The organism is Streptosporangium sandarakinum (assembly GCF_013409935.1).
Taxonomy (GTDB): domain Bacteria; phylum Actinomycetota; class Actinomycetes; order Streptosporangiales; family Streptosporangiaceae; genus Streptosporangium; species Streptosporangium nondiastaticum.
In genome coordinates, this window is the sequence record NZ_JACCCO010000002.1 from 739,616 (window position 1) to 755,657 (window position 16,042).

The following is a 16,042-nucleotide window of genomic DNA, read 5'->3' on the forward strand; positions in this document are numbered from 1 at the left end:
CCCCTCACCCATACGGCCTTCCCCCCGTCCGTTTCCCGGCAAACGGCGGAAAGCCGCGTTGGAGCCACCGGACTGCCATCACTTTCCGTAGTGTTTCCATGACTCGTCGTCACACCTCATCGGGTGTCACGGCCCCGCGCGGCACGCCCTTCGACGGAGGAGAGCAGCATGAGAAAGGTCATCGCGTCGGTCTACACGACGCTGGACGGCTTCATCGACGACCCGCACCTCTGGTCGCTCAAGTACTGGACGGACGAGGCCGCCGCGTACTCCCACGACCAGCTCTTCGCGAGCGACGCGCTCCTGATGGGCCGCGTGACCTACGAGGGGTTCGCACTGGCCTGGCCCGGCAGGACCGGGGAGTTCGCCGACCGGATGAACGGCATGCCCAAGTACGTGGTGTCCTCGACGCTGGACAAGGCCGACGAGTGGCACAACACCTCGGTCATCCCGGGCGGCGAGGTCGTCGGGACGGTGGCCGAGCTGAAGCGGCGGCCCGGACGGCAGATGCTGATCTACGGCTGCGGCCGGCTCACCGACACGCTGATGGAGCACGGTCTCCTCGACGAGTACCGGATCTGGGTCCACCCGCGGATCCTGGGCAGGGGCAGGCGCCTGTTCCGGGAGGGCACCGACGCCCGGCTGAGACTCCTCGACACGCTGAGGTTCAGCTCGGGCGTCGTCGTCCTCTCCTACGCCCCGCAGGACCCCTCCCCCACGACCTGACCCCTCCCCCGCCGCTCAGGTCAGCCGGATGTTGCTGGTCAGGGTGGCGATCCTGGCGGCCCAGGCGTCCCGCTCCTCGGGGCGCCCGAGGACGCCGGGGCGCCGCTGCCAGGGCAGCGGCCCGTCCTCGCGCCGGTACTCCACGCCGAGCGCGGCGAGGCGGTCCTCGTGGACGCGCATCCGGTCGCGGAAGCCGGCGAAGTCCCGGGCGCGCGGGCTCCACACCGTCTCGGCGAAGGCGCACATCCGGGGGAAGACCATGTAGTCGACGTGCCGGGGCGAGTCGATCAGTTCGGTCCACAGGCAGCACTGCGAGCCGAGGACGTGCCGGGCGGCGTCCTCGCCGTCCAGCTCGGCGGGCACCGGGTCGAAGGAGTAGACGTCCTCCAGGGTCAGCACGGTGCCGAACGGCACCGGCTCGTCGTCACCCGGCGCCTGCCGGTAGTCGAGATAGACGGAGGTGTTCGGGCAGGTGATGACGTCGTGCCCGGCCCGTGCCCCCAGCACCGCCCCCAGGGTGTCCCGCCAGGAGGCGACGACCGCGCCCGGGGCGAGCCCGCCCTCCAGGATCTCGTCCCAGCCGACGAGCCTGCGGCCGCGCGCGGTGAGGTGGTCGTCGAACTGCCGGATGAACCAGCTCTGCAGGTCGTCCTCGTCGCGCAGGCCCAGCTCGGCGATCCGGCGTCGCGCCGCGGGGCTGGCCCGCCACTGGTCCTTGCGGGCCTCGTCGCCGCCGATGCACACGTACGGGCTCGGGAACAGCTCCATGACCTCGTCCAGCACGTTCTTGAAGAACGCGATGGTCCCGTCCTCGACGTTGACGACGTTGGGGCCGACGCCCCAGGTGGTGCGGACCTCCAGCGGGACGTCGAGGTTGCCCAGCTCGGGATAGGCGGCGATGGCCGCCTGGGTGTGCCCGGGGATGTCGATCTCGGGCACGATCGTGACGTGCCGCCGCGCCGCGTAGGCGACGATCTCCCGGATATCGTCCTGGGTGTAGTAGCCGCCGTGCGGCCGGCCGTCCGCGGGGCCGTTCCAGCCGGTCGAGCTCTCGCGGCGCCACGCGCCGACCTCGGTGAGGCGGGGGTAGCGCCTGATCTCCAGCCGCCAGCCCTGGTCGTCGGTGAGGTGCAGGTGCAGGACGTTGAGCTTGTGCATCGCCATCAGGTCGACGAACCGCATCACCTCCCGCTTGGTCATGAAGTGCCGGGCGACGTCCAGCAGGCAGCCGCGCCAGGCGAACCGCGGCCGGTCCTCGATCCGCACGGCCGGCAGCGACCACTCCCGCGGGCCGTCCGCGGCCCTGCGGAACGCCTCGGCGGGCAGGAGCTGGCGGAGCGTCTGCGCGCCGTAGAACGCGCCGGCCGGCCCGCCGGCCTCGATGCGCACGCCGTCGTCGCCGACGGTCAGCGTGTACTCCTCCGGGTCCATCGCACCGACCGCGAGGACGATCGCCCCGGGACCGGGCTCGCCCGGGAGCAGCTCCCAGCCTCCGGCCGGGCCGAGCTCGCTCCGCAACCAGGCGGCCACCCCGGCCAGCGCCGGGTCGGGCGCGAGGACGGTGCCGGGGCCCAGCGTGAGACGGCCCGGTCGGGTCTCGAACCGGACGGGCTTGGGGATGATCATTTCTTCCTTTCGGTGGGGCTTCTCCCCGCGCGGCCCCCTGCGGGCCGCGCGGGTGCGACGCGGTTCTCCGTACGGCGCCGGCGCGGGTCCGGCGCGGGTGGGCCGCCGGTGCCCCGCGGGGGCGGGACTCCCCGGGGAAGGGGGCGCCGGCGGCCGGTCTCAGGGGGCCTGGGCGACCAGGACGGCGGCGGACGAGGTGGCCTCGGCGCGGCCGTCGAAGGACGCCTTCGCGCCGATCTCGTACCGCCCCGCCGCGGCGCCGGCCGGCGGGGTGACGGCCCAGGTGACGGTGAACGCCTCGCCCGCGGCGAGCTTCTCCGGCGACGCCGCCGGGGTCACCGGCCGGGCCCGCCAGCCGTCCGGCAGGGTCAGGGCGATCTCGGCGCCGGTGAGCTTCTCCGTCCCGCCGGTGTTGACCAGGCGGGTGACGATCTCGCCCTCCCGGCCCGCGGTGAGCGTGGTGAGGCGGTCCTCGCCGAGGGTGGCGGCGGGGTCGGTCTCCAGGGTCACGAGGGGCGCCGCCCGGTCGCCGCCCGCGTCGCGGGTGGCGACGCGGTACATGACCGCGCCGTGCGCGGGCACGTACGCCGCGAGGTCGCCCCGGGTCGCGGCGACCTCGCCGGTCCACAGGTCCTCGACCCGGTGGCGGGGGGCGCGGGGCGGCTTCAGCTTCGCGGCGGTGACCGCGATGGTGGCCGCCCGGTCGCTCTCGTTGAACAGCACCACCGCGCTGTCGCCGTTCTCCAGCGGCTTGACCAGCGCGTGGTACCAGCCGTCGGTGCGGGCGTAGCGGCTCTGCACGCCCAGCCGGTCCTGGTTCACCGCGACCACCTTGGGGTTGGCGACGATCGCGGCGGGCGCCTTGGCCGGGTCGGCCTGCAGGATCAGCGGGGAGGCGCCGATCGCCCACAGGCTGAACTGGGCGCGGTACTCCCGCTCGGTCATCTTGCCGAGCCCGGCCTGCAGCAGGTCGGGGTCGTTCCAGGAGCCGGGCCCGGCGTACTCGTGGCGGAGCATGTTCGTCTCCCACACGTCCACCATGTGCGCGTAGGAGTCGGTGAGCGGTTTCGTGACCACGTTGGTCCGCCAGGTCGTGGCGACCTGGCGGCCCCACAGCCAGGGGACGGTGCTGCCCTCCTCGTTGTTCATGGCGAACGCGATCCCGTCACCGAGGGCCTGCCGCATCGCCGGGTAGAGGATCTGCGCGATCTGCTGGACGTTCTTGCCGGGGAAGTCGGCGGCGGGGATCGAGCACCAGTCGTACTTGAGGTAGTCGACGCCCCAGCTCCGCAGCAGGGCGCCGTCGGCGTCCTCGTGCCGGTAGGCGCCGGCGCCGCCGCCGGCGCACGCCTTGGTCCCGGCCGACAGGCCGAGGCCCAGCTTCAGGCCCTTGCCGTGGATGTGGTCGGCCAGGGCCCGGATGCCGGAGGGGAACCGGGCGGGGTCGGCCACCAGGCCGCCGGAGGCGTCGCGCCCGGCGGCGGTCCAGCAGCCGTCCACGATGACGTACCGGTAGCCGGCGGCGGCGAGGGGGCCGTCGGCCAGGGCGTCGGCGGCCCACCGTACCGCGGTCTCGGAGACCGAGCAGCCCAGCGCGCGGCTGTTCCAGCCCATGGGCGGGGCGTCGATCCCGGGCGGCGCGGCGGAGGTGCGGGCCGTCGCCGCCGAGGGCACGGCGAGCGCGCCGAGGAGGGCCGCCGACAGGGCGGCCGTGCGTGTGCGCATGGAAGGACTCCCGTCAGGCAGGGTTGAGGGCCGGGTCGCCGGGCTCGATGACGAAGGACCCGGAGGTGTAGGCGCGGGCGTAGGGTTCGGTGACCCGGCCGACGGAGCGGAAGTCGACCCTCATCTCCCGTTCCGACACCACGGTGCGCACGTAGCCCCGGCGGCCGTTGAAGAACTTCACGTGCGGGTTCTCGGCGAGCAGGGTCTTGGTGTCGGGGTACTCGTCCAGGCCGTCGCCGGCGGAGGTCACCGAGGTGGTGACCAGCTCGACGCCGACCGGCTTCGACTCCGGGTCGCGGTGGTCGCGCTTGATCTGCCCGGCCCAGTGGGAGTGGACGTCGCCGGTGAGCACGACGCCGTTGCGCCGGTTGTCGGCGATGGCGGCGGCCAGCCGGTTCCGGCTGGCGACGTAGCCGTCCCAGCCCTCGTTGGAGTAGCCCTTGGCGGGGCCGTTCGTCCAGTCCATCTCCATCATGAACACCTGCTGGCCGATCAGGTCCCAGGTGGCCCGCGACTCGCGCAGCTCGCCGGTCAGCCACGCCTCCTGCTCGTCGCCCAGGATGGTGCGGTTCGGGTCGAGGCGCTCGGCGCAGTCCTCGCCGACCGTGCCGCTCCTACCGGTGCAGGCGTACAGGTCGCGGTACTGGCGGGTGTCGAGCAGGTGCAGGTTCGCCACCGAGCCCCAGCGCAGCGTCCGGTACAGCCTCAGCGACGGCCCGTCGGGCCGCTGCGCGCGCCGCAGCGGCATGTTCTCGTAGTACGCCTGGAACGCGGCGGCCCGGCGGGGCAGGAACGGCGGGTCGGGCTGCTCGGGCACGTCACCGGCCCAGCCGTTCTCGATGTCGTGGTCGTCCCAGACCACCACCCAGGGCGCGACGGCGTGGGCGAGCTGCAGCTCGGGGTCGGCCTTGTGCTGGGCGTGCCGGAGGCGGTACCCCGCCAGGTCGAGGCACTCGCCGCCGGCCTGGTCGCGCACGGGGTACTTGTAGTCGCCGTACTCGTAGATGTAGTCGCCGAGGAAGGCGATCAGGTCGGGCTCGTCCTCGGCCATCCGGCGGTAGGCGGTGAACCAGCCGGTCTGGTAGTCGGCGCAGGAGGTGAACGACAGGTTCAGGTCGCGGCCGCGGGTGCCGGGCTCCGGCGCGGTGCGGGTCCGCCCGGCCGGGGAGATCTCGCCCTCGACACGGAACCGGTAGAAGTACTCGGCGCCGGGGTCGAGGCCGTCCAGCTCGACGTGGACGCTGTGCGCCTCCTCGGGCCGGGCCGTCTCGGCGCCACGCCGGACGATCTTGGTGAACCTCTCGTCGGTGGCGAGCTGCCACTGGACGGGAACCGGCCGGTTCGGCATGCCGCCGAGGCCGTCGGGGGCGAGCGGGTCGGTCGCCAGGCGGGTCCAGAGCACGACGCCCTGGGCGTCGGGCTCGCCGGAGGCCACGCCGAGCTGGAAGGCGTCGGTCAGCGGGGTACGGCGGGCCGCCGCGCGCGCGGGTGAGCCGAGCGCCGCGGCGAGTCCGAGACCCGCGCCGCCGGCCAGGAGAGTACGCCGGTTGATCATGGGGGAACCGCTCCTCAGGGGGGTGCCTGCGGGGAAGGGGGGGACGGGGCCGGGCGGGTCAGCCGATGCTCGCGTTGCCCTCCTGGACCGCCTGGTCGGCGGCCTGCCTGGGGGTGATCCGGCCGAGGTACATCTCGTTGAAGATCTGCACCAGCTTCGACTCGTAGCCGGGGAAGCCGGTGACGACCGGCATGCCGTACGTGGTGCCCTTGGACTCCTCAAGGAAGGGCGAGACGTCGAGCTTCTTGCTGTTCTTCCAGTAGTCGACGTAGTTCTGGCCGAACTCCACCAGCGCCGGGAAGACGTAGCCGCCGTCGGCCATGATCTTCTGCGCCTCGGGCGAGCCGAGGAAGGCGGCCAGCTTGTTCGCCTCGGCCGGGTGCTCGGTCTTGGCGTAGACCGCCTCGGACAGGCCGTTGAGGTTCACCGAGCGCCCCTTGGGGCCCTCGGGCATCATCGCGATGCCGATCTCAAAGTTGATCTCCGGGGCGACGAACGGCAGGAGGGCGTTGTTCGCCGGGAACATGGCGACCTCGCCCCGCTCGAACATCTCGGTCATCTTGCCGGTCGGCAGGTTGGTCTGGGCGGCCGGCGGCGCGACGTGGTACTTGTTCACCAGGTCGACGCCGAACTGCAGTGCCTGGACGGAGGCGTCGTCGTTGAAGGTGTAGTGGCCGAAGTTCTTGTCCACGAGCTTGCCGCCGTTGGACTCCACCCAGTTCATCCACTGCGTCTGGTAGTGGTTCCAGGAGCCGAAGCCGTACTGCTCGACCTTGCCGGCGTCGAAACCGGGCTCGCCGGGGTGCTTGCCGGCCTCGTCCACGGTGAGCTTGCGGGCCGTCTCCAGGAGCGTGCCGGAGCCGTCGGGCGCCCAGGTCAGCTTCTCCGGCATCTCGACGCCCGCCTTCTTGAAGGCGTCCTTGTTGTACAGCAGGCCGACGATGCCCCAGTCCTTGGGCACGCCGTACAGCTTGCCCTGGTAGGTGTAGGCGTCCACGACGGTCTTGTGGTACTTGCTCGTGTCCAGCTTCAGCGGGCTGAGGTCGGCCAGCACGCCCTTGGTGACGAACTCGGGGAAGTAGGAGGTCTGCATCCAGAAGACGTCGGGCGCGGTGCCCGCCACCGCGTCGGCGGTGAGCTTGGTCCAGTACTGGTCCCAGGGCAGCATCTCGACGGTGACATCGATGTTCGGGTTGGCCTTCTCGAAGGCGGCCATCACCTTCTCGTAGCCGACCTTCTGCTGCTCGTCCCAGAGCCGGTAGGTGAGCGTGACCTTCTCGCCCGACCCCCCGGAGGAGGAGCCGGAGGAGTCGGAGGAGCCGCAGGCGGAGACGGCGGTGAGGAGCGCGGCGCCGGCGAGCGCCGCGGCCCAGCGGATGCGGGGGGTGTGCATGTTCTGGCCTCTCACTGTTCATTTCAGGCCGGTCAGGACCACCGACCGGACGATGTACCGCTGGAAGAAGATGAAGATCAGGAGCATGGGCAGCAGCGCGATCAGGCCGCCGGCCATGATCAGGTTCTGGTCGACGCCGATGCCGTTCCTCAGGCCGGCCAGCGCGACCGTGATGACCTTGGTGTCGTCACCGCTGGTGATGATCAGCGGCCACAGGAAGGAGTTCCACGAGGAGATCACCGTGATGATCGCCAGCGTGCCCAGGGCGGGCCGGCACAGCGGCAGCAGGACGCGCACCAGCACCGTCAGGGGCCCGGCGCCGTCGATCCGCGCGGCCTCCTCGATCCCGGCGGGCAGGCCGCGGAAGAACTGCCGCATCAGGAAGATCCCGTACGGCGTGCCCAGCAGGTGCGGGAGGAGCAGGCCCCACCAGGTGTTGATCAGCTCCAGCTCGCGCATGATGAGGAACAGCGGGATCACCGTGACGGCGCCCGGCACCATGAGCGTCGCCAGGTACAGCCAGAACAGCGCGTCCCGGCCGCGGAAGCGCAGCCGCGCGAAGGCGTAGGCGGCGAAGGTGGTGAAGACGAGCTGGCCCGCGGTGAGCGCGACGGTCATCAGCAGCGTGTTGCCGAGATAGCGGGGGAAGTCCGACGCGAGCAGCGTGGTCAGGTTGGCGGTGGTCGGCGGGAGACCCGGCAGCCACGGCTCGGTGGAGTTGAGCTGGCTCCTGCTCTTGAACGCGGTCAGCACGACCAGCAGGTAGGGGAAGACCGTGACGAAGGCTCCGGCGGCGAGCACCGCGTGCAGCAGGATCCGCCGGGCCCTCCTCCGGGGCTTCTTCCCGGCCGGCGGTCCGGGCAGCGCGCCGGTCGCCGTCTTGGTCGCCGTCATCGTCATCGTCGTCCCTCAGCTCAGGTCGTAGGTGGTGCGCTTGGCGAAGAACCGGACCTGGACCAGCGTCACGGCGAGGATGACCACGAAGAGCAGCATCGACAGCGCCGAGGCGTACCCGAAGTCGAACTCCCGGAACGCGGTGCCGTAGATCTTGAAGTTGATCACCTCGGTCCGGTGGCTCGGCCCGCCGTCGGTCATCACGAAGACGGTGTCGAAGACCTGGAAGGCGCCGATCAGGTTGGTCACCAGGACGAAGAACATCGTGGGGTTCAGCAGCGGCAGGGTGACCCGGAAGAACCGCTGGACCGGCGCGGCGCCGTCCACGGCGGCGGCGTCGTAGAGCTCGCGCGGGATGCCCTGCAGACCGGCGAGGAAGAACAGCATGTTGTAGCCGGCGTACTGCCAGACGTTGACCAGGGCGATCGCGGGCAGCGCCCAGGTGGGGTCCGACAGCCAGGCGGGCCCGGTGACGCCGAACAGGGCGAGGACGTTGTTGACCACGCCGTCGCGCGGATCGAAGATCCACTTCCAGGTCAGGCCCAGCACGATCGGGGTGGCCATCCACGGCACCACGTACAGCGCGCGGTAGAACCGCACGCCCGCGAGGCGCTGGTTCAGCAGCAGGGCGAGGACCATGGCGAGCACGGTCTGCAGCGGGATGCACAGCAGCACGTAGCCCACGGTCACCAGCAGCGAGCGCCACACGCCGCCGTCCCCGGCCATCCGCCGGTAGTTGTCCAGGCCGACGAACGTGGGATCGGACAGCAGCTCCCAGTCGAAGAAGCTCAGGACCAGGACGATCAGGACCGGCAGCAGCAGGAAGGCCAGCACGCCGAACAGGCTCGGCGCGATGAAGAGATAGGCGTGCAGGTCGCCGAGCCCGCGGAGTCCGCGGAGCCCTCGCCGGGGCCGCCGCGCGGGGCGGGAGTCCGCCGTGCCCGTCGGTCCGGCGGGGGCGGCGGGCCCCTCGACGTCCGGGGCGGGGGCGGGGCCGGGGTGCGCGCCGAGGCCGGCGCCGGAACGGGGGGCGGTCACGACGGCTCCGTGGCGGTGGGGACCATCAGCTCCCTGGTGGTCCGCAGCCCCCACTCGTCCAGCGCGGCGATGGGGTCGCTCGACCCGCGCAGGCCCCCGGTCGCGGCGATGTGGGCGGCCCACTCCTCGCGCGCCTCCACCTCCGGCCGCAGGATGACGCAGTCGGGGTCGTTGACCCACCAGCGGGCGTGCAGGAACTCGCGGGCCGCGCCGGTGAGCCGGGCGCCGAGCTGGGACGGCTGGCTGATGTCGCCCGAGCGGGGCATCAGGTTGGGCGCCATGTCAGGGCTGACCCGCATGATGTCCACCAGGCCGATGCTGGGCAGCAGCGGGGCGCCGCAGCCGTGCAGCGTGGCGTCCGGGCCGGCTCCGGCGCGGACCAGCTCCAGACCGCGCCGGTAGGCGGTGATCGGGTCCACGTCCTCGTGCCGCGCGCCGGCCAGCGCCCCGGCGTAGCAGTAGTCGAGCTTGAAGTGGGTCACGCCCAGGCGGGCCAGGCCCTCGAAGACGCCGATCAGGTGGGCGGCGGCGTCGGGGTGGGTGACGTCCAGCACGGCCAGTTCCTGGTCCCACATGCGCCCGGCGCTCACCGGCCCGTCCGGGCCGCCGACCAGCCAGTCGGGGTGCTCCCGGAAGAGGCGGCTGCCGTGGCCCACGAGGTACGGCGCGACCCAGATGCCGGCCCGGCGGCCCGTCCTGACGACGGCGTCCACCGCCCGTTCCAGCGAGCCGAACCCCGGCCGGATCTCCAGCCAGTCACCGATGCCCGCCTCGTAGCCGTCGTCGATGAGGAACATGTCCGCGTCGATGCCGTGCCGGGCGGCCAGGTCGAGGTTGTCGACGATGTCGTTCTCGGTGACCCGGTCGAAGTAGCCGTACCAGCTGCACCACATCGGCGGCACCGCCGGGAAGGCGGCGGGCGCGTGTCCCTCGGCCATGGTGCCGGCCCAGCCGCGCAGCGCGGCGTCCAGGCCGCCCTCGGCCAGCCAGTGCCGTACCGGGCCGTCCGCGGAGATCACCAGCCGTCCGCCCTCGGCGCGGGCCCTGATGGAGGGGACGGTCAGCGGGTCCGGCGCCGACCAGACGGCGACCGGGCCGCCGTCCCCGGGATCGACGGCGAGCAGTCCCTCGCCCTGGAACGTCCCGGCCGGGACGGGGGTCTCCGGGCGGTAGCAGATGAGGTGGATGTTGTCGTCGGCCGGCCGGGGAGGCGTGCCGTCGAGGGGGTGGGCGCCGGTGGGGCTCCAGGATTGCCAGCCGTGCTCGAAGACCCGCGCCCACCGGGGGTCGCACGTGGTCTCGCCCACGTCTGTGAAGCCGGTACGCGGCATCGAGCTTCCTCGCTCTCGCTCAGTTACGAAGGAGTCCATCATTATTAACACCGCAGCCATCAGCGGGCAATGGCCGTTTTCCAGGAAAAGTCCGGCCCGATTCCCTCTGCCCAGGGCGGGGATCACTGGCATACTTGGGCTTTAAACAGGAGACCTACATTAGGGATGGCGATGTCGAATCCCCCGCCGAGCGGCGGAGACCTCTCCCGGCTCCGGCAGCTCAACGCACTGTCGGCGATCAGGGCGCTGCGCGGGACCGAGCCGCTCCCCCTGTCGGCCATCGCCTCCCGCACCGGCCTGTCGAGGCCGTCCACCAAGGAGGTCGTGGACGAGCTGATGGGCCTGGGCTGGGTCGAGGAGGTCCCCCCGACGCCGGGGACGGTGGGCAGGCCCGCCCGCCGCTACCGGTTCCGCTCCGGCAGCGGCTACCTGGCCGGGGTCGACATCGGGGCGCACAACGTGCGCGCCGCGGTCGCCGACCTCGACGGCAACATCGTGGCCGAGACCCGGCAGGCGGTCCGGCCCGACACCCCCGTCGCCGACCGCCTGGCCGTGGTGGAACGGGCGGTCGCGGGCTGTCTGGCCATGAGCGGACTGACCGCGGGGAACCTGTGGACGGTCGTGATCGGCACCACCGGGCTCGTCGACCGCGACGGCCGGGTCATCTTCTCCGCGGCGATCCCCAACTGGAGCGGCCTCGACCTGGCCGGCCTGCTGGGCGGGAAGTTCCCCTGCGACGTGCTGGTCGAGAACGACAGCCGGCTCGCCGCGCTGGCCGAGACCCGCCGCGGGGTGGCCCGCGGCTCCCGGGAGGTCGTGTTCCTGCACATCGGGCGCAGGATGGGCACCGGTCTGATCATCGACGGCAGGCTGCACCGCGGGTTCGGGGCCGCGGCGGGCGAGATCGGCATGCTGCCGGAGACCCGCTGGAAGAGCGCGATCACGCACCTGCACGGCTGCGCGATCGTGCCGGAGGGCACGCCGCCGGAGGACGCCGCGGGCTACGTCCTGGCGGCGGCGCGCGCCGGCGACCCGGCCGCCGTGGCGGCCGTCGAGCGCTACGTCGACGAGCTGGCCGTCGGCGCCGCCGCGACCGTGCTCACCCTCGACCCGGAGCTCGTGGTGCTGGGCGGCGGCTTCTCCCGCTCCGCCGACGTGCTGCTGCCCCCGCTGCGCAGCAGACTGGAGGCGGTCTGCCTGCGCATGCCGGAGCTGCGGGCCTCCACGCTGGGCGACGAGTGCGTCGTCCTCGGCGCGATCGACTACGCCGCCGACCACCTCGACCGGCAGCTCTTCGCCGCCGACACGGGACCCGCCCTGCCGCTCCCGCTGTCCGTCACCCGCTGACCGTACGGCCACCGGCCCGCACGGCCGGCCGTACGGACCCCGGCCCCGGTCTCGCCCGGGTTGACCTCGACTTTGGTCGAGGTTGCAGGCTGATCTCAGCACTTCCACCGAGGAAAGAGATCAATCTCATGATTCTGGTCACCGGGGCGACCGGCAACGTCGGCGGGCACGTCGTCTCCCAGCTGCTGGACAGGGGCGTCGCCGTACGCGCGCTGACCCGCGACCCCGCCGCGGCGGCCCTGCCGGACGGCGTCGAGGCGGTGCGGGGCGACCTGGCCGACCCCGCCTCCCTGGACACCGCGCTGGACGGGGTGGAAGCGGTGTTCCTGCTCTGGCCCACGCTGGCGGCCGACCACGCCGCCGCGGCCGCCGTCGAGAGGATCGCCGGACGGGCGCGCCGCGTGGTCTACGTCTCCGCGCGCGGCGTGTCCGACGACCTGGAGCGGGCGCCGGGCTCGATCCTGGGCTCCCACGCCTACCTGGAGCGTCTGATCAGGGGGGCCGGCGTGGAATGGACGTTCCTGCGTCCCGGCGGGTTCGCGGTGAACACCCTGCTGTGGGCGCCGGAGATCCGCGCCACGGGCGTGGTCCGCAGGTCCCACGGGGCGGCGGGCCGGGCGCTGATCCACGAACGGGACATCGCGACCGTCGGGGTGCTCGCGCTGACCGGGGACGGCCACGCCGGGGCGGTCTACGAGCTGACCGGGCCGGAGACCCTGACCCAGGCCGAGCAGGCGGCCGCCATCGGCGAGGCGATCGGCCGCCCGGTGCGCTGGGAGGAGGTCCCCCCGGAGAACACGCTCAGGGACCTCGTGGCGGGCGGCATGCCGGCCGCCATGGCCGAGGGCATCGTCGCCGCCCACGACGCGATGGTGACGTCACCCGAGACGACCACCGCCACGTTCGAGAAGGTCACCGGGGTCCCGGCGACGCCGTTCCGGCAGTGGGCGATCGACCACGCCGGCGACTTCCGCTGACCACCGCCCTCCCGGACACCGTCCTCCCAGGCTCATGCCCACCGGGGGCGGGCACGAGCCTGGGAGGATGCCGGCCGCGCCGGGTCCGTACCCGTCTCCCGCGCCCCGGCCACCGTCAGGCGGTCACCGCGACGCCGACCGGTTTGGCGGGCCCGGCCGGCTCGGGGACGGCGGTACGGCGGGCCACGGCCGGCCCCATCGCCACGACCGCGATCCCGGTCGACACCCCCGCCACCAGGGCCGACCACCAGAGCACGGCCGGGTCGAAGCTCGTGTAGACCGCGGCGCCCACGGTCAGCGCGATGAACCGGGCCAGCCCCCACGTCCACTGGAAGGCGCCCTGGTAGCGGCCGCGGGCGTGGGCCGGCGCCAGGTTCGCGACGATCGCGGCGGCGATCCCGCCGACGCACGCCTCCCCGACCGACCACAGCAGCACGGTCAGCGCGTACTCGACCGGCCGCTCGGCCACTCCGGTCAGTGCGACGCCGACCGCGATCAGCACGCTCGCCGCGCCGAGCACCGGAAGCTGCGGAAGCCGGGTGAGCAGGCCCGTGGCGACCGGCTGGAGCACCACGACCACCACCGCGTTGACCATGGCCATGAAGCCGTAGACGGCCGGGGACAGCCCGTCGTCGCGAATGGCGAGGGGCAGGGCGACCTCAGTGAGCGAGTAGACCAGGAGTTGGACGCCGAACAGCGGCAGCAGGGCGAGCAGCAGCCGGTCGCGTAGCACCACCCCGTAGCCCGCGCCCTCGGTCTCCGGGGCCCGGCCCGAACGGTCGGCCGGCAGTAGGACCGCGATGACGAACGCGACGGCGAGCGAGGTGGCGGCGTCCACTCCGAACAGCAGCCAGTACCCGCGCTCGGCCAGGAACCCGCCGAGCACCCCGGCGACCGCGGTGCCGACGTTGATCCCCCAGCCGAACAGCGAGTACGCCGCCCGGCGCCGCTCCGGCATGACCGTGTCGGCCATCATCGCGTACACCGCCGGGGTGACCAGCGCCCCGGCCGCGCTGAGCAGCGCCGCGGCGAGCGCCAGCGTGACCAGTCCCGGCGCCGCGAACAGCGCTCCGGCGGCGGCGGCGTTGCCGGTCAGACCGATCAGCATCGTGGGCCGCCGGCCCAGCCGGTCGGCGAGCAGGCCGCCCAGCATCGGGCCGACGAGGTTCCCGGCGCCCAGCGCGCCCAGGACGTAGGGGGTCTGCTCGGCGGAGACGCCACGGGTGGCCAGGAAGAACACCAGGAACGGACCGACCAGGTAACCGAGCCGGCTGACGACGGTCCCAGTGAAGAGGACCCAGACGGGCCGCGGGAAGCCGCCGAACTGGACGGCCAGGGCGGAACGCAGAGAGGACATGGCGCAGATCCTGCGCGTTCCGCTCGAAGGAGACCATTGATTAAGCTGAGGCTGAATCATCGGCCACCGGAGGAGCGGGCATGCGGACCGAACTGGCCTTCTCGACGGGCGACCTGGCGCACACCCGTTTCGCCGTGTCCCCGATGTGGGAGGTCGTGACCAGCTTCCGCGTCCTGGCCGGGCCCTCCGTGCCGGAACCGCACCGGCCGTGGGCCGAACAGGTGCTGCCCCGGCTGCGGGCGGCGGGCCTGGACCGCGGCCGGCTCGCCCGCCTGGTCCCCGCCACCGGCTACCTCGCCGACTTCCTCACCCCCACCCCGGCCACGCCGTTCCCCACCCTGGAGGCCGAGCTGGCCGCGATCCGGGCGACCTCCGCCGAGCAGGCGCGCCGGGACCTCGCCGTCCTGGCGGCCGAGCGGACGCGCCAGGGACCCGGCCACCCGGCGGTGAAGCGGGACCCCGGCGACCCGGCGGCGGGACGGCCGCGGCGGGGTTCCGGCGGTCCGGCGGTCGTGCCGTCCCGGCGCGACCCGGCCGAGGACCTCGACCGGGTGACGGCCGAGATCGAGACCTATTGGGAGCTGGCCCTCGCCCCCTACTGGGCCCGCATCCGCGCGACGCTGGAGGCCGACGTCTTCCACCGGGCCCGGCAGGTGGCCGAGTACGGCGCCGCCCACCTGCTCAACGACCTGCACGCCTCGGTGAGCTGGGGCGACGACACCCTGCGGCTCGTCAGGCGGCACTGCACGGTCACCCGGGAGCATGCCAGCCCGGGGCTGGTCCTACTGCCCTCGGTGTTCTCCTGGCCGCACGTACTCACCAGGGTGGCCGCGTCCGAACCGCTGCAGATCGCCTACCCGGCCCGCGGGTTCGGGTCGGTCTGGGAGCGACGCGTGGGCGCGGACGCCGACGCCATGGCCGCCGTGCTCGGCCGGTCCCGCGCGCTGCTGCTGGCCGAGCTGGAGTCGCCGGCCTCCACCACCCAGCTCGCGCGGCGGTCCGGGCTGTCGGCGGCGGGGGTCTCCCAGCACCTGACCGTCCTGCGCGACGCGGGCCTGGTCACCGCCCACCGGGCCGGTCGCTCCGTGCTGTACGCCCGTACGGCGGTGGCCGACTCCCTCCTCGCCGCCGCCCCCGCCTGACCCGCCCGCGCAACCGAAGAAGGCCCAGATCGGCATGCCGACCCGGGTGTTCTTTCCGTGCACCGCCGGGGACTCGAACCCCGGACTCGCTGCTCAGGAGTCAGTGGTTCGTCCTCTCGTGCCACCATGCCTCGTCGATCGGTGCTGGACTGTACGACTTTCAGCCGGTTTACGTGCCACCCAAGGCCATGCCATGACACCCCATTCCGCGGCATCGGGCGACCCCCGAGCAGCCATGGGGCCACGAAACCTGTCACAAGAGGCCGGGGTGGCGGGCAAGGCATCCGCAGAAATCACCGATGATGTGCTTCGAACTGCGGAAACGCCCTCCGCAAAATGCGGCGACCAACAAGCCGGCGAAGAGCTTTTGATGGTCAGGGCACCAAGCGGTAACGTACGGGCAGGTAATAGTTCCCGAACAACCTTGTTCGAGCCCGGCTCACATATGTTCTGCCCGTAAATGACAATTTGAGGCTTAAATAACCTTCCAGCCGCTCTGCGAAGGAGATTAGGTGGACCCTCTTATCCTGACATTCGGGACGGCTCTGGTAACGGCGATGGCCACCGACGCCTGGCAGCAGGTCCGGTCAGGGGCCGTGGCGCTCTGGCAGAAGGCGCGTCCGGACCAAGCCGACGTCGTCGAGCAGGAGCTGACCGATGCCCGCACGCTCGTCCTCGCCGCCAGGGACGAGGGCGACACCGACACCGAGCGGGCGCTGGCAGGTTCCTGGCAGATCCGGTTGCAGCAACTCCTCCGTGACGACCCCGCGCTCGCTCAGGAGATACAGCGTGTCCTCGACGAGGTACTCAAGCCGGCGCTGGCCCCGGCGTCGCCGCAGGGCAGAACCGTCACGATGACGGCCACCGCCCAGGACCAAGGGCGCGTCTACCAGGCTGCGGGCGACCAGCACTTCACCGAGCATTAGGCGGA

At 72.5% G+C, this 16,042-nt stretch carries 13 protein-coding genes; 5 read left to right on the forward strand and 8 right to left on the reverse strand.

The features are described from left to right. The first annotated feature begins 168 nt into the window (after window positions 1-168). Window positions 169-726 carry a dihydrofolate reductase family protein gene (locus tag HDA43_RS21855; RefSeq protein ID WP_179824667.1) on the forward strand — a complete coding sequence of 186 codons (558 nt, stop codon included), beginning with the start codon at window positions 169-171 and terminating at the stop codon, window positions 724-726. Between the two features lie 15 nt (window positions 727-741). Here the strand turns inward: HDA43_RS21855 and HDA43_RS21860 are convergent, their stop codons facing one another. The 7 genes from HDA43_RS21860 to HDA43_RS21890 all read right to left on the reverse strand — a co-directional run bounded on the left by HDA43_RS21860 (window position 742) and on the right by HDA43_RS21890 (window position 10,288). After that, the gene (locus HDA43_RS21860) at window positions 742-2,352 is read right to left on the reverse strand and encodes a beta-N-acetylhexosaminidase (RefSeq protein WP_179824669.1); all 1,611 of its coding nucleotides are present in this window, start codon (window positions 2,350-2,352) and stop codon (window positions 742-744) included. Between the two features lie 159 nt (window positions 2,353-2,511). Beyond that, complete coding sequence (locus tag HDA43_RS21865; protein ID WP_179824671.1) at window positions 2,512-4,077, reverse strand: NEW3 domain-containing protein; 1,566 nt, start codon at window positions 4,075-4,077, stop codon at window positions 2,512-2,514. Between the two features lie 13 nt (window positions 4,078-4,090). Next, entirely contained in the window at window positions 4,091-5,632 is a 1,542-nt protein-coding gene (locus tag HDA43_RS21870; protein WP_179824672.1) for an alkaline phosphatase D family protein, read from the reverse strand. Between the two features lie 58 nt (window positions 5,633-5,690). Beyond that, a complete protein-coding gene (locus HDA43_RS21875; RefSeq protein ID WP_179824674.1) occupies window positions 5,691-7,025 on the reverse strand; it encodes an ABC transporter substrate-binding protein in 1,335 nt (444 codons plus the stop codon). A gap of 18 nt (window positions 7,026-7,043) precedes the next feature. Continuing rightward, window positions 7,044-7,925: a carbohydrate ABC transporter permease gene (locus HDA43_RS21880; RefSeq protein WP_218912354.1), complete on the reverse strand. Its 882-nt coding sequence runs from the start codon at window positions 7,923-7,925 to the stop codon at window positions 7,044-7,046. 9 nt (window positions 7,926-7,934) lie between these two features. Continuing rightward, the gene (locus HDA43_RS21885; RefSeq protein ID WP_218912355.1) at window positions 7,935-8,957 is read right to left on the reverse strand and encodes a carbohydrate ABC transporter permease; all 1,023 of its coding nucleotides are present in this window, start codon (window positions 8,955-8,957) and stop codon (window positions 7,935-7,937) included. Next, complete coding sequence (locus HDA43_RS21890) at window positions 8,954-10,288, reverse strand: glycoside hydrolase family 36 protein (protein ID WP_179824676.1); 1,335 nt, start codon at window positions 10,286-10,288, stop codon at window positions 8,954-8,956. Before HDA43_RS21890 ends, HDA43_RS21885 begins: the two co-directional genes overlap by 4 nt. 171 nt (window positions 10,289-10,459) lie before the next feature. Here HDA43_RS21890 and HDA43_RS21895 point away from each other — a divergent pair, with 171 nt between their 5' ends. Both HDA43_RS21895 and HDA43_RS21900 read left to right on the forward strand, forming a co-directional pair. After that, entirely contained in the window at window positions 10,460-11,635 is a 1,176-nt protein-coding gene (locus HDA43_RS21895) for an ROK family transcriptional regulator (RefSeq protein ID WP_179824678.1), read from the forward strand. 128 nt (window positions 11,636-11,763) lie between these two features. Further along, complete coding sequence (locus HDA43_RS21900) at window positions 11,764-12,612, forward strand: NAD(P)H-binding protein (protein ID WP_179824679.1); 849 nt, start codon at window positions 11,764-11,766, stop codon at window positions 12,610-12,612. A 115-nt stretch (window positions 12,613-12,727) separates the two neighbouring features. On the opposite strand, the gene HDA43_RS21905 is transcribed toward HDA43_RS21900, so the two are convergent. Then, window positions 12,728-13,969, reverse strand: a complete 1,242-nt coding sequence (locus HDA43_RS21905; RefSeq protein WP_179824680.1) for an MFS transporter — start codon at window positions 13,967-13,969, stop codon at window positions 12,728-12,730. An 80-nt stretch (window positions 13,970-14,049) separates the two neighbouring features. Here HDA43_RS21905 and HDA43_RS21910 point away from each other — a divergent pair, with 80 nt between their 5' ends. Together HDA43_RS21910 and HDA43_RS21915 are read left to right on the forward strand one after the other, a co-directional pair. Further along, the gene (locus tag HDA43_RS21910) at window positions 14,050-15,111 is read left to right on the forward strand and encodes an ArsR/SmtB family transcription factor (protein ID WP_179824681.1); all 1,062 of its coding nucleotides are present in this window, start codon (window positions 14,050-14,052) and stop codon (window positions 15,109-15,111) included. A gap of 512 nt (window positions 15,112-15,623) precedes the next feature. Continuing rightward, window positions 15,624-16,037, forward strand: a complete 414-nt coding sequence (locus HDA43_RS21915) for a hypothetical protein (protein WP_218912356.1) — start codon at window positions 15,624-15,626, stop codon at window positions 16,035-16,037. The last annotated feature ends 5 nt before the right edge of the window (window positions 16,038-16,042 follow it).

What these genes read in the sequence shown, in the direction of transcription:
- HDA43_RS21855 (WP_179824667.1), top strand. Translation starts at nt 169, where the DNA reads ATGAGAAAGGTCATCGCGTCGGTCTACACGACGCTGGACGGCTTCATC.
- HDA43_RS21860 (WP_179824669.1), bottom strand. Translation starts at nt 2,352, where the DNA reads ATGATCATCCCCAAGCCCGTCCGGTTCGAGACCCGACCGGGCCGTCTC.
- HDA43_RS21865 (WP_179824671.1), bottom strand. Translation starts at nt 4,077, where the DNA reads ATGCGCACACGCACGGCCGCCCTGTCGGCGGCCCTCCTCGGCGCGCTC.
- HDA43_RS21870 (WP_179824672.1), bottom strand. Translation starts at nt 5,632, where the DNA reads ATGATCAACCGGCGTACTCTCCTGGCCGGCGGCGCGGGTCTCGGACTC.
- HDA43_RS21875 (WP_179824674.1), bottom strand. Translation starts at nt 7,025, where the DNA reads ATGCACACCCCCCGCATCCGCTGGGCCGCGGCGCTCGCCGGCGCCGCG.
- HDA43_RS21880 (WP_218912354.1), bottom strand. Translation starts at nt 7,925, where the DNA reads ATGACGATGACGGCGACCAAGACGGCGACCGGCGCGCTGCCCGGACCG.
- HDA43_RS21890 (WP_179824676.1), bottom strand. Translation starts at nt 10,288, where the DNA reads ATGCCGCGTACCGGCTTCACAGACGTGGGCGAGACCACGTGCGACCCC.
- HDA43_RS21895 (WP_179824678.1), top strand. Translation starts at nt 10,460, where the DNA reads ATGTCGAATCCCCCGCCGAGCGGCGGAGACCTCTCCCGGCTCCGGCAG.
- HDA43_RS21900 (WP_179824679.1), top strand. Translation starts at nt 11,764, where the DNA reads ATGATTCTGGTCACCGGGGCGACCGGCAACGTCGGCGGGCACGTCGTC.
- HDA43_RS21905 (WP_179824680.1), bottom strand. Translation starts at nt 13,969, where the DNA reads ATGTCCTCTCTGCGTTCCGCCCTGGCCGTCCAGTTCGGCGGCTTCCCG.
- HDA43_RS21910 (WP_179824681.1), top strand. Translation starts at nt 14,050, where the DNA reads ATGCGGACCGAACTGGCCTTCTCGACGGGCGACCTGGCGCACACCCGT.